This window comes from Roseomonas chloroacetimidivorans (assembly GCF_049629625.1).
Lineage (GTDB): Bacteria > Pseudomonadota > Alphaproteobacteria > Acetobacterales > Acetobacteraceae > Roseomonas > Roseomonas chloroacetimidivorans.
Genome location: NZ_JBNBZS010000094.1, coordinates 1 through 18,254 on the forward strand (window position 1 = coordinate 1; position 18,254 = coordinate 18,254).

At 65.9% G+C, this 18,254-nt stretch carries 28 protein-coding genes; 27 read left to right on the forward strand and 1 reads right to left on the reverse strand.

Going from position 1 to position 18,254, the window contains the following annotated elements; all coding sequences use genetic code 11:
• Window positions 1-121 precede the first annotated feature (121 nt).
• From ACO1BU_RS31370 to ACO1BU_RS31380, 3 genes are read left to right on the forward strand one after another with little or no spacing between them, the layout of a single operon-like run.
• A complete protein-coding gene (locus ACO1BU_RS31370) occupies window positions 122-322 on the forward strand; it encodes a hypothetical protein (RefSeq protein ID WP_424139879.1) in 201 nt (66 codons plus the stop codon).
• On the forward strand, window positions 322-543 hold the full coding sequence (locus ACO1BU_RS31375) for a hypothetical protein (protein ID WP_424139880.1): 222 nt from the start codon (window positions 322-324) through the stop codon (window positions 541-543). Before ACO1BU_RS31370 ends, ACO1BU_RS31375 begins: the two co-directional genes overlap by 1 nt.
• A complete protein-coding gene (locus ACO1BU_RS31380; protein ID WP_424139881.1) occupies window positions 540-803 on the forward strand; it encodes a hypothetical protein in 264 nt (87 codons plus the stop codon). Before ACO1BU_RS31375 ends, ACO1BU_RS31380 begins: the two co-directional genes overlap by 4 nt.
• A gap of 221 nt (window positions 804-1,024) precedes the next feature.
• Here ACO1BU_RS31380 and ACO1BU_RS31385 read toward each other — a convergent pair whose 3' ends face one another.
• Complete coding sequence (locus ACO1BU_RS31385) at window positions 1,025-1,276, reverse strand: hypothetical protein (protein WP_424138648.1); 252 nt, start codon at window positions 1,274-1,276, stop codon at window positions 1,025-1,027.
• 101 nt (window positions 1,277-1,377) lie between these two features.
• Between ACO1BU_RS31385 and ACO1BU_RS31390 the strand changes: the two genes are divergently transcribed.
• From ACO1BU_RS31390 to ACO1BU_RS31505, 24 genes are all read left to right on the forward strand, one after another.
• Window positions 1,378-1,686: a hypothetical protein gene (locus ACO1BU_RS31390; RefSeq protein ID WP_424139882.1), complete on the forward strand. Its 309-nt coding sequence runs from the start codon at window positions 1,378-1,380 to the stop codon at window positions 1,684-1,686.
• Window positions 1,683-2,009, forward strand: coding sequence for a hypothetical protein (locus tag ACO1BU_RS31395; RefSeq protein ID WP_424139883.1), 327 nt, complete (start codon window positions 1,683-1,685; stop codon window positions 2,007-2,009). The genes ACO1BU_RS31390 and ACO1BU_RS31395 overlap by 4 nt, the downstream gene beginning before the upstream one ends.
• Before the next feature lie 321 nt (window positions 2,010-2,330).
• The gene (locus tag ACO1BU_RS31400) at window positions 2,331-2,690 is read left to right on the forward strand and encodes a hypothetical protein (protein WP_424139884.1); all 360 of its coding nucleotides are present in this window, start codon (window positions 2,331-2,333) and stop codon (window positions 2,688-2,690) included.
• A complete protein-coding gene (locus ACO1BU_RS31405) occupies window positions 2,690-3,208 on the forward strand; it encodes a hypothetical protein (protein ID WP_424139885.1) in 519 nt (172 codons plus the stop codon). Before ACO1BU_RS31400 ends, ACO1BU_RS31405 begins: the two co-directional genes overlap by 1 nt.
• Complete coding sequence (locus tag ACO1BU_RS31410; protein ID WP_424139886.1) at window positions 3,209-3,718, forward strand: hypothetical protein; 510 nt, start codon at window positions 3,209-3,211, stop codon at window positions 3,716-3,718.
• 79 nt (window positions 3,719-3,797) lie between these two features.
• Window positions 3,798-4,124: an HNH endonuclease signature motif containing protein gene (locus tag ACO1BU_RS31415; protein WP_424139887.1), complete on the forward strand. Its 327-nt coding sequence runs from the start codon at window positions 3,798-3,800 to the stop codon at window positions 4,122-4,124.
• Between the two features lie 116 nt (window positions 4,125-4,240).
• Window positions 4,241-4,687, forward strand: a complete 447-nt coding sequence (locus ACO1BU_RS31420) for a P27 family phage terminase small subunit (protein ID WP_424139888.1) — start codon at window positions 4,241-4,243, stop codon at window positions 4,685-4,687.
• Between the two features lie 64 nt (window positions 4,688-4,751).
• Complete coding sequence (locus ACO1BU_RS31425; RefSeq protein ID WP_424139905.1) at window positions 4,752-6,476, forward strand: terminase large subunit; 1,725 nt, start codon at window positions 4,752-4,754, stop codon at window positions 6,474-6,476.
• Window positions 6,477-6,484: 8 nt separating this feature from the next.
• Complete coding sequence (locus ACO1BU_RS31430) at window positions 6,485-7,807, forward strand: phage portal protein (protein ID WP_424139889.1); 1,323 nt, start codon at window positions 6,485-6,487, stop codon at window positions 7,805-7,807.
• Entirely contained in the window at window positions 7,808-8,488 is a 681-nt protein-coding gene (locus tag ACO1BU_RS31435) for an HK97 family phage prohead protease (RefSeq protein ID WP_424139890.1), read from the forward strand.
• Between the two features lie 100 nt (window positions 8,489-8,588).
• On the forward strand, window positions 8,589-10,211 hold the full coding sequence (locus tag ACO1BU_RS31440; RefSeq protein ID WP_424139891.1) for a phage major capsid protein: 1,623 nt from the start codon (window positions 8,589-8,591) through the stop codon (window positions 10,209-10,211).
• Window positions 10,212-10,223: 12 nt separating this feature from the next.
• On the forward strand, window positions 10,224-10,583 hold the full coding sequence (locus ACO1BU_RS31445) for a hypothetical protein (protein WP_424139892.1): 360 nt from the start codon (window positions 10,224-10,226) through the stop codon (window positions 10,581-10,583).
• A gap of 1 nt (window position 10,584) precedes the next feature.
• Entirely contained in the window at window positions 10,585-11,079 is a 495-nt protein-coding gene (locus ACO1BU_RS31450) for a hypothetical protein (protein ID WP_424139893.1), read from the forward strand.
• Between the two features lie 10 nt (window positions 11,080-11,089).
• A complete protein-coding gene (locus ACO1BU_RS31455; protein WP_424139894.1) occupies window positions 11,090-11,725 on the forward strand; it encodes a head-tail connector protein in 636 nt (211 codons plus the stop codon).
• 4 nt (window positions 11,726-11,729) lie between these two features.
• Window positions 11,730-12,098: a phage head completion protein gene (locus tag ACO1BU_RS31460; RefSeq protein ID WP_424139895.1), complete on the forward strand. Its 369-nt coding sequence runs from the start codon at window positions 11,730-11,732 to the stop codon at window positions 12,096-12,098.
• Window positions 12,098-12,625, forward strand: coding sequence for an HK97 gp10 family phage protein (locus tag ACO1BU_RS31465; RefSeq protein ID WP_424139896.1), 528 nt, complete (start codon window positions 12,098-12,100; stop codon window positions 12,623-12,625). The genes ACO1BU_RS31460 and ACO1BU_RS31465 overlap by 1 nt, the downstream gene beginning before the upstream one ends.
• Window positions 12,625-12,822: a hypothetical protein gene (locus tag ACO1BU_RS31470; RefSeq protein WP_424139897.1), complete on the forward strand. Its 198-nt coding sequence runs from the start codon at window positions 12,625-12,627 to the stop codon at window positions 12,820-12,822. The genes ACO1BU_RS31465 and ACO1BU_RS31470 overlap by 1 nt, the downstream gene beginning before the upstream one ends.
• A complete protein-coding gene (locus ACO1BU_RS31475; protein ID WP_424139898.1) occupies window positions 12,819-13,382 on the forward strand; it encodes a phage tail terminator protein in 564 nt (187 codons plus the stop codon). The genes ACO1BU_RS31470 and ACO1BU_RS31475 overlap by 4 nt, the downstream gene beginning before the upstream one ends.
• A gap of 14 nt (window positions 13,383-13,396) precedes the next feature.
• Window positions 13,397-13,651, forward strand: coding sequence for a DUF2635 domain-containing protein (locus ACO1BU_RS31480; protein WP_424139899.1), 255 nt, complete (start codon window positions 13,397-13,399; stop codon window positions 13,649-13,651).
• A 12-nt stretch (window positions 13,652-13,663) separates the two neighbouring features.
• Complete coding sequence (locus ACO1BU_RS31485; RefSeq protein WP_424139900.1) at window positions 13,664-15,142, forward strand: phage tail sheath subtilisin-like domain-containing protein; 1,479 nt, start codon at window positions 13,664-13,666, stop codon at window positions 15,140-15,142.
• A gap of 32 nt (window positions 15,143-15,174) precedes the next feature.
• Window positions 15,175-16,074, forward strand: coding sequence for a hypothetical protein (locus ACO1BU_RS31490; RefSeq protein ID WP_424139901.1), 900 nt, complete (start codon window positions 15,175-15,177; stop codon window positions 16,072-16,074).
• Window positions 16,075-16,139: 65 nt separating this feature from the next.
• Complete coding sequence (locus tag ACO1BU_RS31495) at window positions 16,140-16,523, forward strand: phage tail tube protein (protein WP_424139902.1); 384 nt, start codon at window positions 16,140-16,142, stop codon at window positions 16,521-16,523.
• A gap of 8 nt (window positions 16,524-16,531) precedes the next feature.
• Entirely contained in the window at window positions 16,532-17,284 is a 753-nt protein-coding gene (locus tag ACO1BU_RS31500; RefSeq protein WP_424139903.1) for a DNA circularization N-terminal domain-containing protein, read from the forward strand.
• Window positions 17,281-17,847 (forward strand): hypothetical protein, encoded by a 567-nt coding sequence (locus ACO1BU_RS31505; RefSeq protein WP_424139904.1) that lies wholly within the window; start codon window positions 17,281-17,283, stop codon window positions 17,845-17,847. The genes ACO1BU_RS31500 and ACO1BU_RS31505 overlap by 4 nt, the downstream gene beginning before the upstream one ends.
• Window positions 17,848-18,254 lie beyond the last annotated feature (407 nt).

Here is an 18,254-nt window from a genome sequence, read left to right on the forward strand (position 1 = left end):
AGGCGGTGCTCGTGGGCTGGCAATACACCGCCATGGCCCTCGGCTTTCACTGGTGGGTCTGCCGCTACCTGAACCGCGCCCCCGCCCAGGGGGTGGTCGAGAGCGAGGGGAGGGAAGGGCGGTGAGCCATCCGACGAACGGCGAGCTCGGCAAGGCGGCCTACGAGGCGTGGATGCGCGTGAGGCAAACGCAGCCCGACCCCCCAGCCTACAAGGCTTGGGAAGACCTGCAGGACAGCACGCAGCGGTACTGGATCAAGGAAGCGGTCTGGATGCGTCCGCGCCCCACCGCCCCCGCCGCGAGCCGGGAGGAGGGGAAGTGATGGACTGGATCTGGTGGGCTCTCGGCATCGTCTTCGTCATGGGCTGGCTGGCCTTCACGCGCCACTACGCCTACCGGCATGGCGTGTGGGATGGGGCCTTCAATCAGGGCCTGCCGCACGTGCAGGAGATCATGCGCGGCTACGACCCTGAGCGGACAGCCGAACTGATGACGCGGCGCCAAGCATGGCTGGACGACCCCAGCCGGAACCCCCGTCCATGACCCCTCAGAATTCAGCGCAGGAGCCCGCGCAGGGCGGGATGGGAGGTGGGGTGGTACCTACCCTTACCGAAGCTCAGGAAAAGGCCCTGGCGTGGCTGCCGGGGGATGGTTCTGATGTTGAGGACGACGACACGACGCCGGCTGGCATTGAGGCGCTGCGGGATCTGGGCCTGGCGGTCCTTGAGACCGACGCCGATGGCCGCTGGTACTGGCGCGCGTCCTCCCTCGGCCTCGCCCTGAAGCGCGGGAGGCAGCGGTGACTATGCGGCTCGCCCAAACCTCGGCCGGCGCCAATCCTCCGGCGGGGGCGTCTCAGCTGCCTGGCGGGCGCGCTCTTCCAGCCACTCGGCCACTGGCTCGGGGATTGTCCCGCGCCCGGAAGCCCATCCGCGCGTCAGGGTGTCCGCGCATCCCAGGATCGTGGCCAGCCCGCGCTGGGTCCAGTGCAGCGCGTCCAGGCACTCTCGAAAGCGAGTGGGGGTCACGGGGTTATCCCCGCGACCTTCAGGATGATGTTCACCGCCGACACGACCACGCCGCCGATGATGGCCGAGGCCAGGACCCACGGGGCGAGGCGTGTATCCCGACGCAGCTTGTCCGCCTCGGCGGACAGCTTGCTCGTCTCCGCAGCCAGCTTGTGCTGCTCAGCGGCGAACTTCAGCGCTTCCTCGCGAGCCCGGTCGATCTGGGCGAGGAGGTTGCGGTCGGTCAGGTCGGCGGTGGTGGTGCTCATCGGAGGCTCGCTCTCGTTCCGGCGGACTTCATCGTCTCGCCATGTGTGCATAATGGGTTAGATGGGCGCGGGTTGCAAGGGGAAATCGGGGAGCGCGGCCCATGAGAGGCTACCAACCCACCATGCCGCCGGGCGGTCCGGGCGAGCCGCCGCATCAGGGCACCGGTGGCAGCAAGCTAGAGGTCCGGTTCCCCGGCCTGAATATCCCCATGCCGTCCGGCACCAAGCCGCCGCCCGGGCCGAACATGCTCAGTAGCGAGCAGCTCAAGGCTGTCCTGCTGGCCCGCACCGTCTGTCGCTTGGCGGCCGGCATGGAGGCCTTCGCCTGCCGGGACAGCATCGCGGCGGCAGCGGAAGTCCTCGACGCCTTGGCGGCCGCGAATGTGCGGACTGTGGAGCCGAAGCCATGACCGAGGCCGAGCTGAGGGCCCTCCGCGAGGGCGACGTCGTGCAGCATGCCAATGGCGACGGCTATGTCGTCATCCTCGACCGGGGTGACCGTAAGATTGCCGTCCGCACGGTTGAGGTGAGCAACCCGGCCGAATGGAAGCGCGTCGGTTCGGACGGACGCGTGCAGGATGGCCCTGTCACCGGCGCAACCGGCTGGGGCACCAACACCGGCCACGGCCACGTCTGGCCACGGCCCGACGGGGTGAGGATGCGCTGTGGCGGTCCTGGGATATGCGCCCAGTGCGCGCGTGACCTCGCCACCTACGGGAGGCAGCCGCGATGATCCTCAAGCCCCGAAAGTCCCCGCTGAAGCACCGCCACCTCCCTCTCCGGCAGGAACTTGCCTGGCGACGGACCTGTGCTGTCCGTGTTCCGCGGATCTGCGCGTCCTGGGACCAGTACGGCCATGGTTCGGCCTACGGCAGTGGTGTCCGCACTGGCTGGATGCGCGTGCGCAAGATGTTTCGAGGCCAGTGGTGGGGTCCATGGCGGTGGGAGCGTTGCCCATGACCCCGCCCCTCGACCGCTGGGCCCTGCGCCTCAGCCGCGAGCGATGCCAGCTCCGCGACACCATCCGCGGTGGGGTTCGGATGGAGAGAACGCGATGATTCTCCGGTTCGGCGCCACCACGGTGCAGATCTTTGAATGGGGTTGCACCACGACCCTCCCGTGTGGCCGCGTCATACACGCCGCGCCGCAACCGGGAGCGGATTACGCTGAGACAGCCCGGCGCCTCGGTTACGGTCCGGACGTACTGGGCATGTGCCACGACCATGACGCCGCCCATGCGGCGCTGGCGCACCTCCTCGGCCTGCCGGTGAGCCCGGTCCTGTCCACGGTGGCTGGCATATCCGTCCACGGGCCGGTGGAGCACGGGTTGGAGGAAGACGCGGTCATGGCGATCCAGCGCTTCGCCAGGACCGTGGGCGTCGATCTGAGAAAAGCTTGGAGCAGGGGGATCTAATGGCCAACGCGCGCACCCGCCGCAGGAAGGAGTGCCGGAAGCGTCAGCGGGCAGCTTTAGCAGCCATGCCGCTGGCCGTGGTGCCCGCCATGAAGCGGGCCAAGGCGACCAGGCGAGCCGAGCCGCAATCGGCCGGCCCGAAACATGAGCGGCCGCCGGTCATCCCGTGGCCGACCGAGGGGGTCGCGCCTGAGAGCCCCGAGTATGCCGCCGCCGCGAAGCTGAGGGGTTACTGGGACGCTGCGGTGCCCGGCCTGTCTGGCGCGATGGGACACCCCTCTTGCGCCGGGTTCGCGGCCGATCCGAAGGGATGGCAAGGTGAACTGGACAAGGAGGCGGCCAAGGCCGCGGCCAATGCGTGGCGTTGCTACAATGAGGCGATGGATGCGCTGGCAAGATCCTGCGGTCGGCACCATCGCGACCTAGTCTGGCACGCGGTGATCGAGGACGTCGGTACGCGGCATCCGCCCACGATCCGCGAGGGACTGAAGTTCCTTGCAGAATTCTGGGGCATGTAAATGGACGACGGTCAGATGCATCATGAGGACGACGGCTTCAGCAGTTCGGACACGCTGGTTCGGGAAGCGAAGTACAGTGCGCGGCTAGCGTCGGCATGGGACCGGCCGGCCATCGGGCTGAAGCCCCGGCGCCGTGGACGTCCTCCGATCAAGACGAAGGGGGCGCTTGCCGCAGTTGGGCTGCGAGCTTGGGTTTATGTCGCCGTTGCGAATGACGGGGCGGTCAAGGTCGGGATGACAACCGATCCTCATGCAAGGCAGCGGCAGATTGGTGCCGAAATGCGGATGGTGATTGAGGTTAGGCCGGAGGTCGCTAGGACTGTCGAGACCGATGCTCTCAGGCTTCTCGGTCATTCGCAGGACGATGGAGAGTGGACCGGCAGGAATATCGGACAGGCCATGGCAGCAGTGTGGATAGCTCGTGCCGAAGCCGCCCGGGCCATGTGGGTGGATCCGGGAATGTCCGAGGATGATGCCCGGCTACTCAGAATTGGGCTTGCATCCCGATGAGGGGAGACATAGATTTCCGCCCAGTAGCCCGAAGTGTGTCCAAAATCTGGATGCCTTCGGGCTTTCGCTTTTCAGGCCTATGACGGCGCCGCGCCCCTATGATCGCATCCGTGGCTCTGCCTCGTCCCGAGGCTATGACCGGGACTGGCGGAAGCTCCGGGCTGTAGTGCTGGCGGAGGAGCCGCTTTGCCGCTTCTGCCTAGCGCACGGGATGCTCACGCCGGCAACCGAGGTGGACCACATCGAGACGGTGGAGGCGAGGCCAGATCTGCGGCTGGTGCGGTCCAACCTCCGCTCCCTTTGCAAGCCTCACCATTCCTCGCGCACGGCGTCCGGCAATCAGGACCGGGGATGTGACCTCGGGGGGCGACCCCTCGACCAGGGGCACCCCTGGAACCGCCGATGACCCTACCCCCAGGGGGGGCTCTGAGGATGGGAGGCCTGCCGGTTGTGGACCGAGCCCCCTCCTTCTTTTGCGCCGAGACTGAAAATCCAAAGGGGGGTTGCCTCCCGGAATGAACCATGACCTTCGACGTGATCGCCGGTCCCGGCACCGAGATCGAGGAGCCTGACTGGGAATTCCTGCTGCCTGAACGTCCCGATGGGCTCCAAGGGGAGCTGCGTGCCGCCGCTCATCGGGAATGGACGCGCATTATCGCGGAATTACGGGACGCGCAGACCCTGGCGGCAGTGAACCACCACACGGTGCAGCGCTTGGTGCTGGCATATCTGCGCTACGACCTCGCGGCGGCTGAAGTGATGCGCCAGGGTGCCATTGTCCCTTCGCCGAGAACGCAGGTTCCGATGTTGAACCTTTGGCAGGTTGAGATGCGGCAGGCAGATGCCGACGCCACCTCGGCCGAGATGGAGCTTTGCCTCAACCCCCGACGCCGCGGATCGGCCACCAAGGCGCAGAGGAAGCAGAAGCGTGCGACGGCGGCGGACGGATACCTCAAGCGCGGCGCCTGAAGCTGATCCCACGACCGCCTGGGCCAAGGATGTGGTCTCAGGTCGGATCGTCGCGGGGGAGCTGATGCAGCACGCCGCTGAGCGGCATCTGCGGGATCTCCGGGACGGGCCGGCGAGGGGCCTCTACTGGAGCCCGGAGAAGGCTGCCGATGCTATCGGATTCTTCCCGGCGGTGCTGAGTATTACGGCGGGCGCAAAGGCGGGCCAGCGCTTCACCCTTTTGCCCTGGCACCTGTTCAGTGTCGGGAGCCTATTCGGTTGGCGCCGCGCGGATGGGCTGCGGCGCTTCCGGACGGCATGGCTGGAGACCGGCAAGGGGCAGGCGAAGTCGCCGCTCATGGCCGGCGTGGGCCTTTATCTGATGGGATTCTGCGGCATCAACCGTGCCGAGATCTATGCCATTGCAGGGGACAAGGATCAGGCGAACGTCCTGTTTCAGGATGGTGTGGCCATGTGCCGAGCACAGATCCCGGACGAGGAGCCTGGGGATACCCTGGAGGCCCGCGGTACGGTCGTGATTCGCGGCACGGGCAGTATGGCTTGGCGCATCGAGCACCCGGAGAGCGGGTCTATGTTTCAGGCGCTGGCCACAAGTGACGCGATCTCGGGCCCGCGTCCGACGGCGGTGCTGGCTGACGAGATTCACGAGTTCAAGTCGGCCCATGCCATCGAGCTGTGGTCGGCGGCTATCACGAAGATGCCGGGCGATCCACTGATGATGCTCGGGACCAACACCCCGGCGGCGGACCAGCTGGTAGGGACCGAATATTCAGACCTATACCAGAACGTCGTGAAGGGTGTGTTCCAGGACGATAGCTCGTTTGTGCTGATCGCCCGCGTCGACCCGACTGATGACCCCATGGAGGACGAGCGGTGCTGGCCTAAGGCCCTGCCCGCTCTCGGCATCACCTACCCGATCGAGAACGTCCGGGCCGAAGTAGCAAAAGCCCGCGGTCTCGCGTCAAAGGCGCTGGCCGTGAAGCGCCTGTTCTTTGGGATCCCGGTCGGTTCGTCCGAATACTGGATCGATGAAGATCTCTGGGACAGCTCCCTCGGGAAGGTCGATCCCGAGGCGCTGCGGAGCTGCCCGTGCTGGCTCGGCATGGACCCGTCGGAGCGGAACGACTTGACCGCGCGAGCTGCGGTGTGGCGCGACGGCAGGGGGCATTTCCACGCCACGGTCCGTTACTGGACGCCACGCGACCGGCTCGCTGACCGGGCGATACAGGACAAGGCACCCTATTCGCAGTGGGTCGAGGCAGGCTTTTTGACCGCTACCCCCGGGCGGAACATTGGCATGGACTTCGTCGCGACGGACGTGCAGCGGCATTGCGCCGCGCATCAGGTCGAGGCAATGGCCTTTGACCTGGCGCACTTTTCCGGCTTCCGTGATGCCGCGGCGGCTATCGGCTTTGAGACCTGGGAGTATCAGGGCCCCGACAAGCCGGCTGGCTCTGGCCTCAAGATGATTCGCCACGCCCAGGGCGCTCGGGGGCTCTTCTCCGAGAAGCAACTGTGGATGCCGAGGTCAGTCCAGGCGCTGGAGGATCTGATCCTACAGGGTGGCATCACGATCGAGGCGAACCCCGTGACCAAGTGGTGCGCGGGCAATGCGACGCTTCAGCCGGACGCTCAGGGCAACCGCTGGTTCGACAAAAAGCGTTCGCGCGGCCGCATCGACGGCATGGTCGCGCTTGCCATGGCGGTAGGGGCCGCCACGGCGCCTGCCGATCCTGGCAAGACGTCGCGCTACAACGACCCGCGCACGCGGGAGCTCTTGTTCGTCTAGGAGGCGCGATGCCACCGCCGCGCATCACCAACGCGATCGAGCCCCGCGTCAATCTGCCGGCCGTCCGTAAGGAAGTTGGGGGCGCAGGCTCAGCGTTCACCGGTATCGGGCTCGGTAGCATGGGCTGGTTCCCGGGCTCGGTCGGCTTTCCGGTGTCCCCCTATGCCGCCATGCAGATTCCGACGGCGTGGGCCTGCGTCAAGCGTGTCGCGGAGGACATGGGCAAACTGCCCCGCGTGGTACGGCGCCGCTTGGTGCGTGGCTATCGGGCTGAGGCAGCACACCCGATTAACCGCCTTCTGCGGAATCCAAACCGATGGCAGACGCCGTCACAGATGTGGAACTATCTAACCGCCTGGCTGATGCTGCGCGGGAACTCCTATGCGGTGGTGACGCGGGGGCGGGGAGGGGAGCCTAACGCGATCGTCCCGGTCTCCCCCAATCAGTGCGGAGTGTTGCTGAGCCCTGAGGGCGAGCTCTTCTATCAGATCAGCCATCCCTTCTTCGGGGGGGGTCTTCGTCTGCACCGGGATAACGTGATCCATCTGCGGACGGCCATCTCCTACGACGGCTATACGGGCGTCTCGCCTGTGGCGGTCGCCCAAGACGCGTTCGGCCTCGGTATCGCTACGCAGCAGCACGGGGCCACCCTTTTCCGCCAAGGAACCCAGCTGGCCGGCGTCATCACTCACCCGGGCAAGCTCGACCGGGAAGGGAAAGACTACCTGTCGGAGAGCTGGAACGGCCGGTTCGCTGGGGTGCAGAACGCCCACAAGACCCCCGTGCTCGACGAGGGCATGAAGTTCGAGAAGCTGTCCATGACGGCAGAGGACAGTCAGTTCCTGCAGTCGCGGCAATTCACGGTTCCTGAGATCTGCCGGATGTTCGGTGTCCCGCCCCACAAGGCGGGTGACCTGAGCAACGCCCATTTCGCGAATGTCGAACAGGGCGAGATCGCGTACCGGGCAGATACCTTGCTGCCGATCGGCAACCAGATGCGCGAAGAGCTGGGGCGCGTCCTGCTGTTCGAGGACGAGCAAGACCTTTTCGAGATCGACGTCGACTACGATGAACTCCAGCGCACGGATCGCAAGACCATGGCGGAGACGAACGAAATCGAGATCCGCAGCGGCACCCTGACGCCCAATCAGGCGCGGGTGATTATGGGGCGCGAACCCGATGTTCCGAACGGTGACGAGTACATCCGGGCCATGAACATGGAGAGCACCTCGGCTCAGGCTGCCGAGGGCACCAGTGCCGCAACTGTTGGCGTGCCGCCCGCCTCGCTTCCAAGCGCCCCCGCTGCCGCCGACAGCGGCGAGGAGACCTGAATGCCCATCCTGACCCCGCGCGCCTTCAAGGGCCTCGCCCGCAAGGGGGAGCGCCCAGGGGACGTGCGCCTGCAGAAGCTCTATACGGGCCAGGCTGAAGCGGTGGAGGGCGAGCGCCGGCTGCGCTTCACCATCTCCACTGCTGCAGTGGACCGCGAGTACGACACCGTCGCCATCGACGGATGGGATCTGGATGAGTACCAGCGCAATCCCGTGGTGCTCTGGGCCCATGACGGCTACAGCCTGCCTGTCGGTCGCGGGATGGACCTCGCGGTAGAGGGCGGCGCGCTCAAGGCGACGGTGGACTTCGTGCCGGCGGATGTCCCTGTGGCCGGTCCCATGGCCGAGGCTGTCTACCAGCTTTGCCTGCGCGGCTATCTGCAGGCCACCAGCGTCGGCTTTATGCCGCTGGACTGGGTGATTCCGCAGGGCGAGAGCGCCAGGGGGGATGACTGGTTCCCGGGCGTGGATTTCGTGAAGCAGCGGCTTCTCGAATTCAGCATCGTCACCATTCCCTGCAACCCAGAAGCGCTGCTCGATCCGGCGGCGCAGACGCCAGGGGCCGCTGTTGTCCCTGATGTGGTCGATCCTGCCATCGCTCAGGCTGCCGCACGCATCGAGGCCTTCAAGGCCAGTCGCGCCCGGCTGAGGCGCGCCCACGACCTTCTGGCGAGCGTCTGAACCGACGCCGCCTGCCCGCCTAGCGGGATGCCCTATCGGCCTTGGGCAAGCCATCGCGCGGTGCCAATCACCCGCATCCACGAGGTGGAATCCAAACCCCATGGCCAAGCTCCATGAACTGAAGCGCCTCAAGGCCCAGAAGGTGGAGGAGAAGCGCCAGCTCCTCGCCAAGGCTGTCGCGATCGCCGAGAAGGACGATCTAACGGACGAGGACCAGCAGGTCTCCGTCGCCACCCAGGCCGACATCCAGGCGCTGACCACCGAGATCGCGGGGTTGGACAGCCGCATCACGGATCTTGAGGCGATTCTGGCCGAGCAAGCGGCGGCTGCCGCCGAGATCGAGCCGGGTGGCGAGGACGGTCCTGGCGCTGAGGGCGGCGACGAGGAGCGCGGCCTCCTGGGCGGGTACAATCGCCGTGGCTTCGGCCACAACGGTGGCTCGCGCGGCCTCACGCCTCATGGCTATGGCGAGCCCAAGCCGAAGGAAGGGAAGGGCTTCAAGGCCGCCCGCTTCGCCTTCGGCGTCCTGCTCGCGAAGGGCAATGGCATGGCCGGCGCGGCCCAATTCATCGAACGTCGGTTCGGTGACAAGGCTGTAGCGAAGGCGCTGAATACGGCGGGCGTCGCCACCGGTGGTGCCCTCATCCCGCAGGACTTCTCGAACGAGATCATCGAGCTGCTCCGTGCTGAGACGGTGATCCGGCAGCTGAACCCGATGATCGTCGATATGCCGCTCGGCAACCTGACCATCCCCCGTATCGCGGCCGGCGCAACGGCGGGTTACCAGGGCGAGCTGGATGACATCGCAGCCAGCCAGGAGACCTTTGATGATCTCCAGCTCAACGCGAAGAAACTGACCGCTCTCGTCCCGGTCTCCAACGACCTGATCCGCCGTGCTACCGGCAATGTGGAGCAGATCATCCGCGACGATATGGTGCAGAGCCTGGCCCGGCGTGAGGATCTGGCCTTCCTGATCGGCGATGGCTCCGGTACGTCCCCGATCGGCCTTCTGAACCTCTGCCCGGCGTCCAACAAGTTCCTGGTGCCGGCTTTCACGGCCACCGACAACGCCACCATCCTGACGGCGGTGGTCGGCACGCTGCTCGGCATGCGACTGGCGCTGACGAACAACATGAGCCGCATGATTCGCCCGGCGTGGATCATGACACCTACCGCAGAGGCCTTCCTAATGGGCCTGCGCGATCAGGTGGGCAACTTCGTCTACCGTGATGAGATGCGGGACCGGAAGACGCTGGACGGCATCCCCTATCGGTACACGCAGCAGCTGCCGACGAACATCAACACGGCGACGAGCGGCGACCCGGTGAACAACGGGTCCTACCTGTTCCTCGCCGACTTCGCCGATGTGGTGCTGGCGGAAACCTACAACATGTCCGTGGATGCCTCCGACGTCGCTTCCTACAAGGACAGCGGCGGCAATATGGTGAGCACCTTCACTCGCGATCAGACGGCCTTCCGGGTGATCGAGGAGCACGACTTCAATTTGCGCCACCAAGCATCCGTTGCTGTCGCGGTTCTGCCCGGCTGGGCTCCGGCTGGCTTCAGCAACTTCGGACCGGGCGCCTCCTACTACGTGCAGGCTCCGAGCGGCGACATGTCCGCAGCCCCGTCCACCTGGGGCGTGGCTGCACCGACAGGCAGCAACAACCCCGCCAATGCCAGCGCCAACGTGCCCGGTGGCACGCAGCCCGGCCGCCCGTAAGGAAAGCGCAACATGCCCATCACCAAGGAAGAGCGCGCCGAGATCGTCCGGGAGACGGTCGCGGCGATGGCCGAGCAGCATGCCGGCGAACTGGCCAGGGCTCGGGAGGCCGGTCGTGCGGAGGTGCTCGCGCAGGGTGGCATGCGTGACATTCCGCGCACCTCTGTTGCCGGCTACCAGCGGCATCCGCAGGAGGTCACCCTGCAATTCCGCCGCTGGCACGCACATGGCTCGACGGCCTACCAGCGTGGTCAGCAGGCGGGGTTCCTCCGCCCCCAAGCGGAAGAACTCGTGCGCCGCGGCATTGCAGTGATTGTGGCCGGCCACTCGGAGCAGCCCGGCCCTGCCATGGTCCAGAAGGGAGCCGCCTGACATGAGCGAAGAGCAGGACAAGCAGACCGCCACGCCGGCTGGATCCAGCGACGCCATTCCGCCCACCGCTGCGGACATGATCGCCGACCGCCAGCCGAAGGCCCCTCGCCAAGAGGGGCTGAGCGTGACCCCGGGCCTGCAGGAGGTGCCGGATAGCTTTGCTCCGGCGACGGCCTCCGGCGACCCCGTGCCGCATGTCTACGGCCCTCAGCAGGCCGCCGTGGACCCGGTTGCGGCTGGGCTGGACACTGGGCACAGCCCGCTCACCCGGGCCGAGAACCGCGTCATCACCCGTACCGGTGAACTCGGGGCCGGTCCTCGCCCGGCGACCTACGTGGAGAAGGGCCAGGAGGTGCAGCAGGCGGCTCCGGCCGATGGGGCTAACGTGCCTGCGCCTCTTGACGCAGACGCGGAGAAGGTGCCCGGGCCGAGCGGCGCGGCTGCGGAGCAGGAGCCTGCTCCCGCGCCGGCCAAGGCGAAGAAGTCGCGGGACTGATCGGTCCCGCATGATCACCTCCTTGCAGGTCGTCACGCCCCCGGCTTCCGAGCCGGTGTCGGTAGCCCTCGCGCGCAAGCACTGCCGCGTCGATCACCCGGACGATGACGATCTGCTGGGCATCTACATCACAGCTGCCCGGACTTGGGCGGAGAGCTATACCGGGCGGGCCATTGTGCCGCGGCAGCTGCGCTGGACGGTGGCCAATGAGCGCCCGGCGGGTGCCTGGCCCTATGTCGGCGTAGGGGCGAACCTGTTCATCCTGCCGCAATGGGCACCGCAAGGGCTGTTCGTTGGCAATGCTCGGTCCCTGGAACTCCCCGTCCGGCCGGTGCTGTCCGTGGACGAGGTCTCCTTCGGCCAGTGGGGGCGGGAGGACGAGGTGCTGGACGCTGCCACCTATGGCACGGACCTGAACACCGGCCGGGTCCACTTCACCTCGTCCTTCGGTCCGCCGAACGACCACCTCTCGGTGCTGTTCACTGCCGGTTATGGGGCAGGGCAAGCCGCTCCGCAGGCCATCATTCATGGCATCCTGCTGCTGACCGGCTTCCTGTACGAGCATCGGGGCGATGCCGGGGGCGAGATGCCGCCCGCCGCCGCAGCCCTGCTTGGGATGTACCGGCTGACGACCTTCGGGGGCTGATCCCATGGCGGCCGATACGGTTCCCGTCGGCGAGCTGCGCTGGCCTGTCCGGATCTACCGCCGGGAGCAGGTGCCCTCCCTGGTGGACGCGGGGATCGTCGAGACGCTGGAGCCGTTCGCCAGGCGGCATGCGAGGATTGAGGCGTCCCACGGGGTCACCTACCGCGGCTCCATCCAGGCCGGCGGTGACGTCATCACTCACATGATCTGGATGCGGTGGGTCGCAGGCCTAGACGACACTTTCGTCATCGTGCGGCCGACCATCCTGCCGGGCGGGGGTATCCGGACCGAGATCTTCCGGGTGCGTCGAATCCTGGAAATGGGCGGCAGGAAGCGGTTCGTGATGGTGGAAGCGGAAGAGGAACGGCATTGATGATCCGCCTCCAGGTCTCCGCCCCGAGCTACCAGTTCGTCTACAGCAAGAAGAACCTCCGGAAGACGCTCCGGCAGGCCGGCAATGAGGTCGCGAAGGCGGCCCGGGCACTGATCCGCTCCAGCGCCGGCACCGGCCGAACGTATTACGGCACCGGTGGCAGCTCCCAGTACCGCGGCGGCTACAAGTCGATGCGCTACCAGGCCTCCGCGCCGGGCGAGGCGCCGGTCAACGTGACGGGGACATTAGCTCGATCGATCAAGGTCAGACCGTTCAAAAGTGGCGAAGGCGTCGCTGTCCGGGACACGGCTTTCTATGCCCTGTTCCTCCAGGCTGGCGCGTCCGGCGGTGGCCGCATGGTCCGGGGCGGCAAGAGGGTGCGCGGCAAGGCAGGCGCCGCTACTGGGAGAGACCTCCAGCCCCGTCAGTTCCTGACCAAGGCGCTGGATCAGGTGGAAAGCGGTCTCCGCGGGCGGATAGAGGCGAGCCTCCGGGACGACGTAGCGATGGTGAGGGTGAAGCGGTGATGGCCTACGCTCCTGCGCCGCCTAAGTCTGAGCCGAAGGTACCGAGGATCGGACACGGCGAGTACGAGTTCGATAGGAACTATGACGGGCGCCACCCAGTGTTCTGCCTTGCCGTCGGGTGGGCGGCCGGCGTCCTCACGATGAGCATCCTCGTCGCGCTCGCGCAGCACTTCAACTGGGGCGTCTTTGTCCAATGAAAATCGACGCCGTCATCCAGCAGCTGCGCAGCCACGCCCCCATCTTCAACGGCAACGTGGCCGGCGCGGCGAGCTATGTGCAGGCCAAGGACCAGGTCTGGCTTCCGCAGCCGGCCGCCTACGTGATTCCCCTTGAGGACGAGCCCGGCGAGAACACGCAGCAGGGCGGGACCGGCTACTACCAGGTCGTGCGCGAGAAAATCGGCGTCATCATTGACCTGAGCAACCACGAGGACCCGACCGACCGTCGGGGCCAGACGCCCAGCACCCAGGCTGTGGACCAGTTCCGCGCCGCGATCTGGGCGGCGATTCTCAACTGGCGGCCAGACCCGTCCGTTCAGTCTCGTGGCTTCGTCTATGCCGGCGGCGGGCTAGTCCCAGATGGCATCAACCGGTCCTGGCTCCGCTGGCAGTTCGACTTCGCCATTGAGACCACCATCTCCGACCAGGACGGATGGCAGGAGCCGTTCGAGCCTCTGACGGAAATCCGCGGTTCGATCACGAACCAGACGACCGGCGCCGAAAGCGTCGAATTGCGCGCGTACCCCGCGCAGCCCTGACCCAGGAGACATCGATGTACGTGAAGGTGGCCAAGGGTCGCGCCGTGCGTGACCCGGTGACGCGGCGCTTTGTGCCTGCTGAGGGAAGGGAGGTGCCGGACAACGACCCCTTCTGGCAGCAGTGCCTGCGGCAGGGGGATATCGTGGTGACGGAACCGCCCAAGGAAGATGCCCCGAAGACCCGCCGGGCCCCCAAGGTTGCGCCGTCCACCCCCAGCGACACGACGAGCTCCGACGCGGCTGCGGCCGACGCGGGCGCTGCTTCCTAAGAGGTCCGCCCGATGAGCATCTCCTTCTCCAAATACGACAGGACGAACCGTGTTCCAGGCGTCTGGGCCGAGTTCGATCCCAGCAACGCCAACACGGCGGCCCAGAACCTCCGCGGTCTCATCATCGGCCAGGGCGAGACCGGAAAGGTCATTGCCGGCCTGAGCGGGCTGCCTGTAATTTCCTCGGGCCTCGCGGACGCCCAGCAGCGCTACGGCGCCCGCTCGCCGCTGGCCTTCATGACGGGCGATTACCGGAAGAACGATCCCACCGGCGAGCTCTGGTATCTGCCTCTGGCCGACAGCAACGGCGCTGGCACGGCAGAGGGCTCCATCGCCTTCGCCGGCACGGCCACCTCGGCGGCCACGATGGCGCTCTACATCGGCGGTGAGCGGATCGAGGTGCCGGTCGCGGTTGGGGACACGGCGGCTATCATCGCCACCAATGCCGCGGCCGATATCAGCCAGGCTATCGTTCCGGTCACAGCCGATGCCGAGGCCGGCACTGTCACCCTGACGGCCACGGGCGCCGGAGTATGGGGAAACGAGATCCCCATCATGCTGAACTTCGGCGGTATCCCGGCTGGCGAGGCGATGCCGGCTGGCATCACGGCCACGGTGACCGCCATGACTGGCGGCACGGGGACGCCGGCCCTTACGCCCGCCCTGGCAGGGCTCGGGGACACCACCTACGACTTCATCGTCTGTCCCTACACCGACACGGCCTCGCTGGATGCCCTGAAGGCGTTCCTTGATGACACGGCGGGGCGTTGGTCGTGGCAGAACCAGCTCTTCGGCGGGTTCTTCACGGCCTTCCGAGGCACGCTCGGGGAGCGGGTGGCCTTCGGGACCAGCCGTAATGACGAGCATGGCTCCTGCATCGGCTTCTATGGCAGCCCCACGCCGGCCTGGCGGTGGGCGGCCGCCTATGCGGGTGTCTGCGCCAACAGCCTGCGCGTGGATCCGGCCCTGCCGCTGCAGAATGTGGCGATCAACGGGGTGTATGCCCCGGCCACGGCGGATCGGGATGCCCCGACCTATCGCAACTCCCTGCTCTACGACGGCATCTCGACCTACAAGGTCGGCAATGACGGCACGGTATTCCTTGAGCGGTCGGTCACCTTCTACCAGAAGAACGCCGCCGGGGTGTCGGACAACTCCTATCTGGACACCGAGACGCCCTACACGCTCGCCTATCTCGCGCGCGACATGAAGGCGTATCTGGCCACGACGTTCGCGCGGAAGAAGCTGGTGGCGGACGGCACGAATATCCCGGGCGGCTCAAACATGGTGACGAGCCAGACGGTCCTGGCCGCCGCGATTTCGCGGTACAAGACCTACTGCACCGCCGGATATGCGCAGAATTTCGATGCGTTCCGCGCTGGCGCCAGGGGCGAGAACCAGGGCAACGGCCTGGTGGCGCTACTGCTGCCGTTCGACGTAGCTAACCAATTAAGGTCGATTGTCTGCAAAATTTCCTTCGTTAAAAGTTGAGCGCGATAGTGCGGAGATGATATACTCTCTGCATGGATGACGAAGCGAAGAAGCGTCGCAAATGCCAACTCCAAAAGGAGTACATGGCGCGAAGGATCGCTTCGGAAAGCGCGGAGGAAAGAGAGGTCCGTCTCGCAAAACAGCGGGCCTACTCAAAGGCGCACTACGACCGTGATCCCGAGCACACAAGAAGGGTTTCGGAGGCCAGGAACCGTAGGTTTCGTGAGAGGCATCCTGAGAGAGCCCGAGAGTACTGCGCGAAAGCCCGCGCCAGAAATGGCGACCAGTGGAATGCAAATCGCCGGAAGCGATACGCGGAAGACCCGCAGAGGAAAGCTGCTGTAAAGCTTTCAATCCGGCAGAATTACGAGAAGAACGCCGACCGGATTAAGGAGGCGGGCCGACGCCACTATCTCGCCAACAAGGCGAGGAAAAGCGAGAAGGCGCGGGTTTACCGCGAGAGAAATCGCGAGGCCCTTTCAGTCAAAAATCGAGAAAGTCGAACGATCAAGAAGGCGGAGATTAACGCTCGAATTTCCGAATGGCGGCGCAGGAACCCGGGCTATGTGAAAGAGCGGTACAGGCGCGATCCAGAATTCCGCCTCGCGTGCGTGGTTCGCGCTCGTTTTGCGCTTGCTCTCAAGCGTTGCGCTGTCGAGAAATCAATTGCGTCTCTCGACCTTGTTGGATGCAGTCTGCCGGAGCTGAAGGAACACATCGAACAGCAGTTTGCTCCAGGGATGACTTGGGCAAACCACGGCGAATGGCATGTGGACCACATTAGGCCCTGCAATTCGTTTGATTTGAGCGATCCTGCTCAGCAGGCAGAGTGCTTCCACTTCACCAATCTTCGGCCGCTATGGGCGGCAGATAACCTCGCGCGAGAGCGCGGACGACGCAGACCAAAGCGAGCAAGGTCGGCGGTCGAGTAGGCACCAACGAGGCCACCTTCGGGTGGCTTTTTTCATGCCCGGCGGCCGGGTAGGAGCGATGAGACATGGCCATCTTCAATGGCGGGGCCACCTCAGGTGGTCGCCGGGCGGGCGTTGCCTCCGCCACGATCGACGGCGAAGCGATCGATATGTCCGATCTGGTGTACGATGTGACCGCCGTCACGCGCGAGAACCTGACGGGGCAGAACGGCGTGCACGGCTACAGTGAGATGCCGAAGACGCCGCAAATGGCCTTCACGGTACGCGATGCCCAGAACATGTCGGTCTCGGCCTTTATGGCCATGACCAGCGTGTCCATCGTCGCTGTCCTGGCGTCTGGCAAGACGGTGTCCGGGGACGGCATGTGGTGCACCGAGTGCTCCGAGGTAAACACCACCGCCGGAACCTTCAGCGTCCGGTTCTCGGGCTTCTCGGTTGAGGAGTACTGAGGTTAGCCATGGCCTTCGCTGATACCCTGCTCGCGGCTTCCTGGCGTGGCATCGAGTTTGGGGTCCGTGCTTCAGAGTATGCTCGCGGCCGCCGGGTAGCCGTACACCAGTATCCCTACCGGGACGACATCTGGGCAGAGGATCTGGGACGGGCTGGGCGCATCATTGGCTTCTCGGGCTTCCTGGTCGGAGACGACGTTGGCTTCAGAGCCCAGCAGATGCTGGACGCGGCGGAGCTGAAGGGGGCGGGGACCCTGGTGCATCCGCTCCTTGGGGCGATGGAAGTGGTGCTTGTTGCGCCGCTCCGGGCATCCGACCGGATGGAGCTGGGGCGGGTCGTGGAGATCCAATTCCAGTTCGTCGAGGCGCGAGACCCTGAGTACCCCTCGGCAGCGACCTCCACTCAGGCATTGGTGCAGGGTGCAGCTGACGCGTGTATGGCATCCTGCATCGCGGACTTCGGCGCAGATATCGGAAAGGCGATCGACCAGGGAGTATCTGTGGCGCAGGCCACTGTGGCCACTGTAAACGGCTATGTTTCCCAGGTGAATGGCGTCCTCAGGGATGCGGCGATGTTCAGCAACGCTGTCTCTGGCCTCGTGCCGGCAGCTGGCACCTACGGGCGGTACGCCACGGGAGCGCGGGTCCGGCTGATGGGTGGAGTAACTTCTGTCAGCGGCGCGCTCTCGCAGGTCACCCGGGCTCGGACGACGGTCACCAACGCGGCGTCTAAGGCCGTCAGGTTGGCGAATTCGCTATGAGCAATGAAACTAATGCCCTTGGGGCGGCGGTGCTGGAGATAACCGAAGCCATTCGGGCGGTGTGTAGTGACCCGGCTGATGCAGTTCGGCTCCTGAGCAGGTTGGCCACCTACACGGTGGCGACCAGCGGCACGACGGCGCCGATCGGGGCAGCGATTGCGACCGTCCAGAGCGCTGCCTCGGCGCTCTGCCGGCGGGCCGCCCTCGTCTCGCTGGCCAAGGCCTGCGCCGAGTACAATCCGGCCTCTTACGAGGACGCAGCCGCCCTCCGGACCGCTGTGTCGGCGCTGTTCGACGCGGAGATCCTGAACGCGGGCTCCGGCAGCGAAGGGCAGGCCTATCTGGCCCTACGGCGGCTCCAGGCGGCGGTGATCGAGGATCTGTCCGAGCGGGGAGGAAAGGCGTCCCGGCTCCGCACCGTTACCAGCACCGAGCCGCTGCCGTCCTTGGTGCTGGCGTACCAGCTCTATGACGATGCGACCCGGGCAGATGAACTCGCCATCCGGACGGGCGCGCCCCATCCGGGGTTCATGCCGAGGGAGTTTAGGGCGCTGGCGGGTTAACGGCGTAACCCAGGGCACAGGGCCAGGCATCGAGCGGGGTCGAATGGCTCCCCCCAACGCTGGCTCATCCGCTGCGCTTCTCCACATAGCGCCGGGCAGACTGCATCGGGCGGGGTATTTGGAGGCACTCTGAGGCCCGTCACCAGCTTCCGTATACGCTCATCGGCATCTGCCTGTGGATTTGCCCGTCCACTGCCAACCGGGATTCGCTCTTCGTAGACTACCGCTTTGCCCAGAAAATCGCGAACGAGCGGCCCGGTAAGATTTGCCCCGCCTTCACCTAAGGCCCGTTGACATTCAGGATTCCCATGGTGGTCTGGGTGTGATTCAAGCTCCGCTTTGGCGGAGTGGCGGCAGGGATGGATCGGGATCGGTTTGTGGTGAGCGATGCGGTCTGGGAGAAGGTC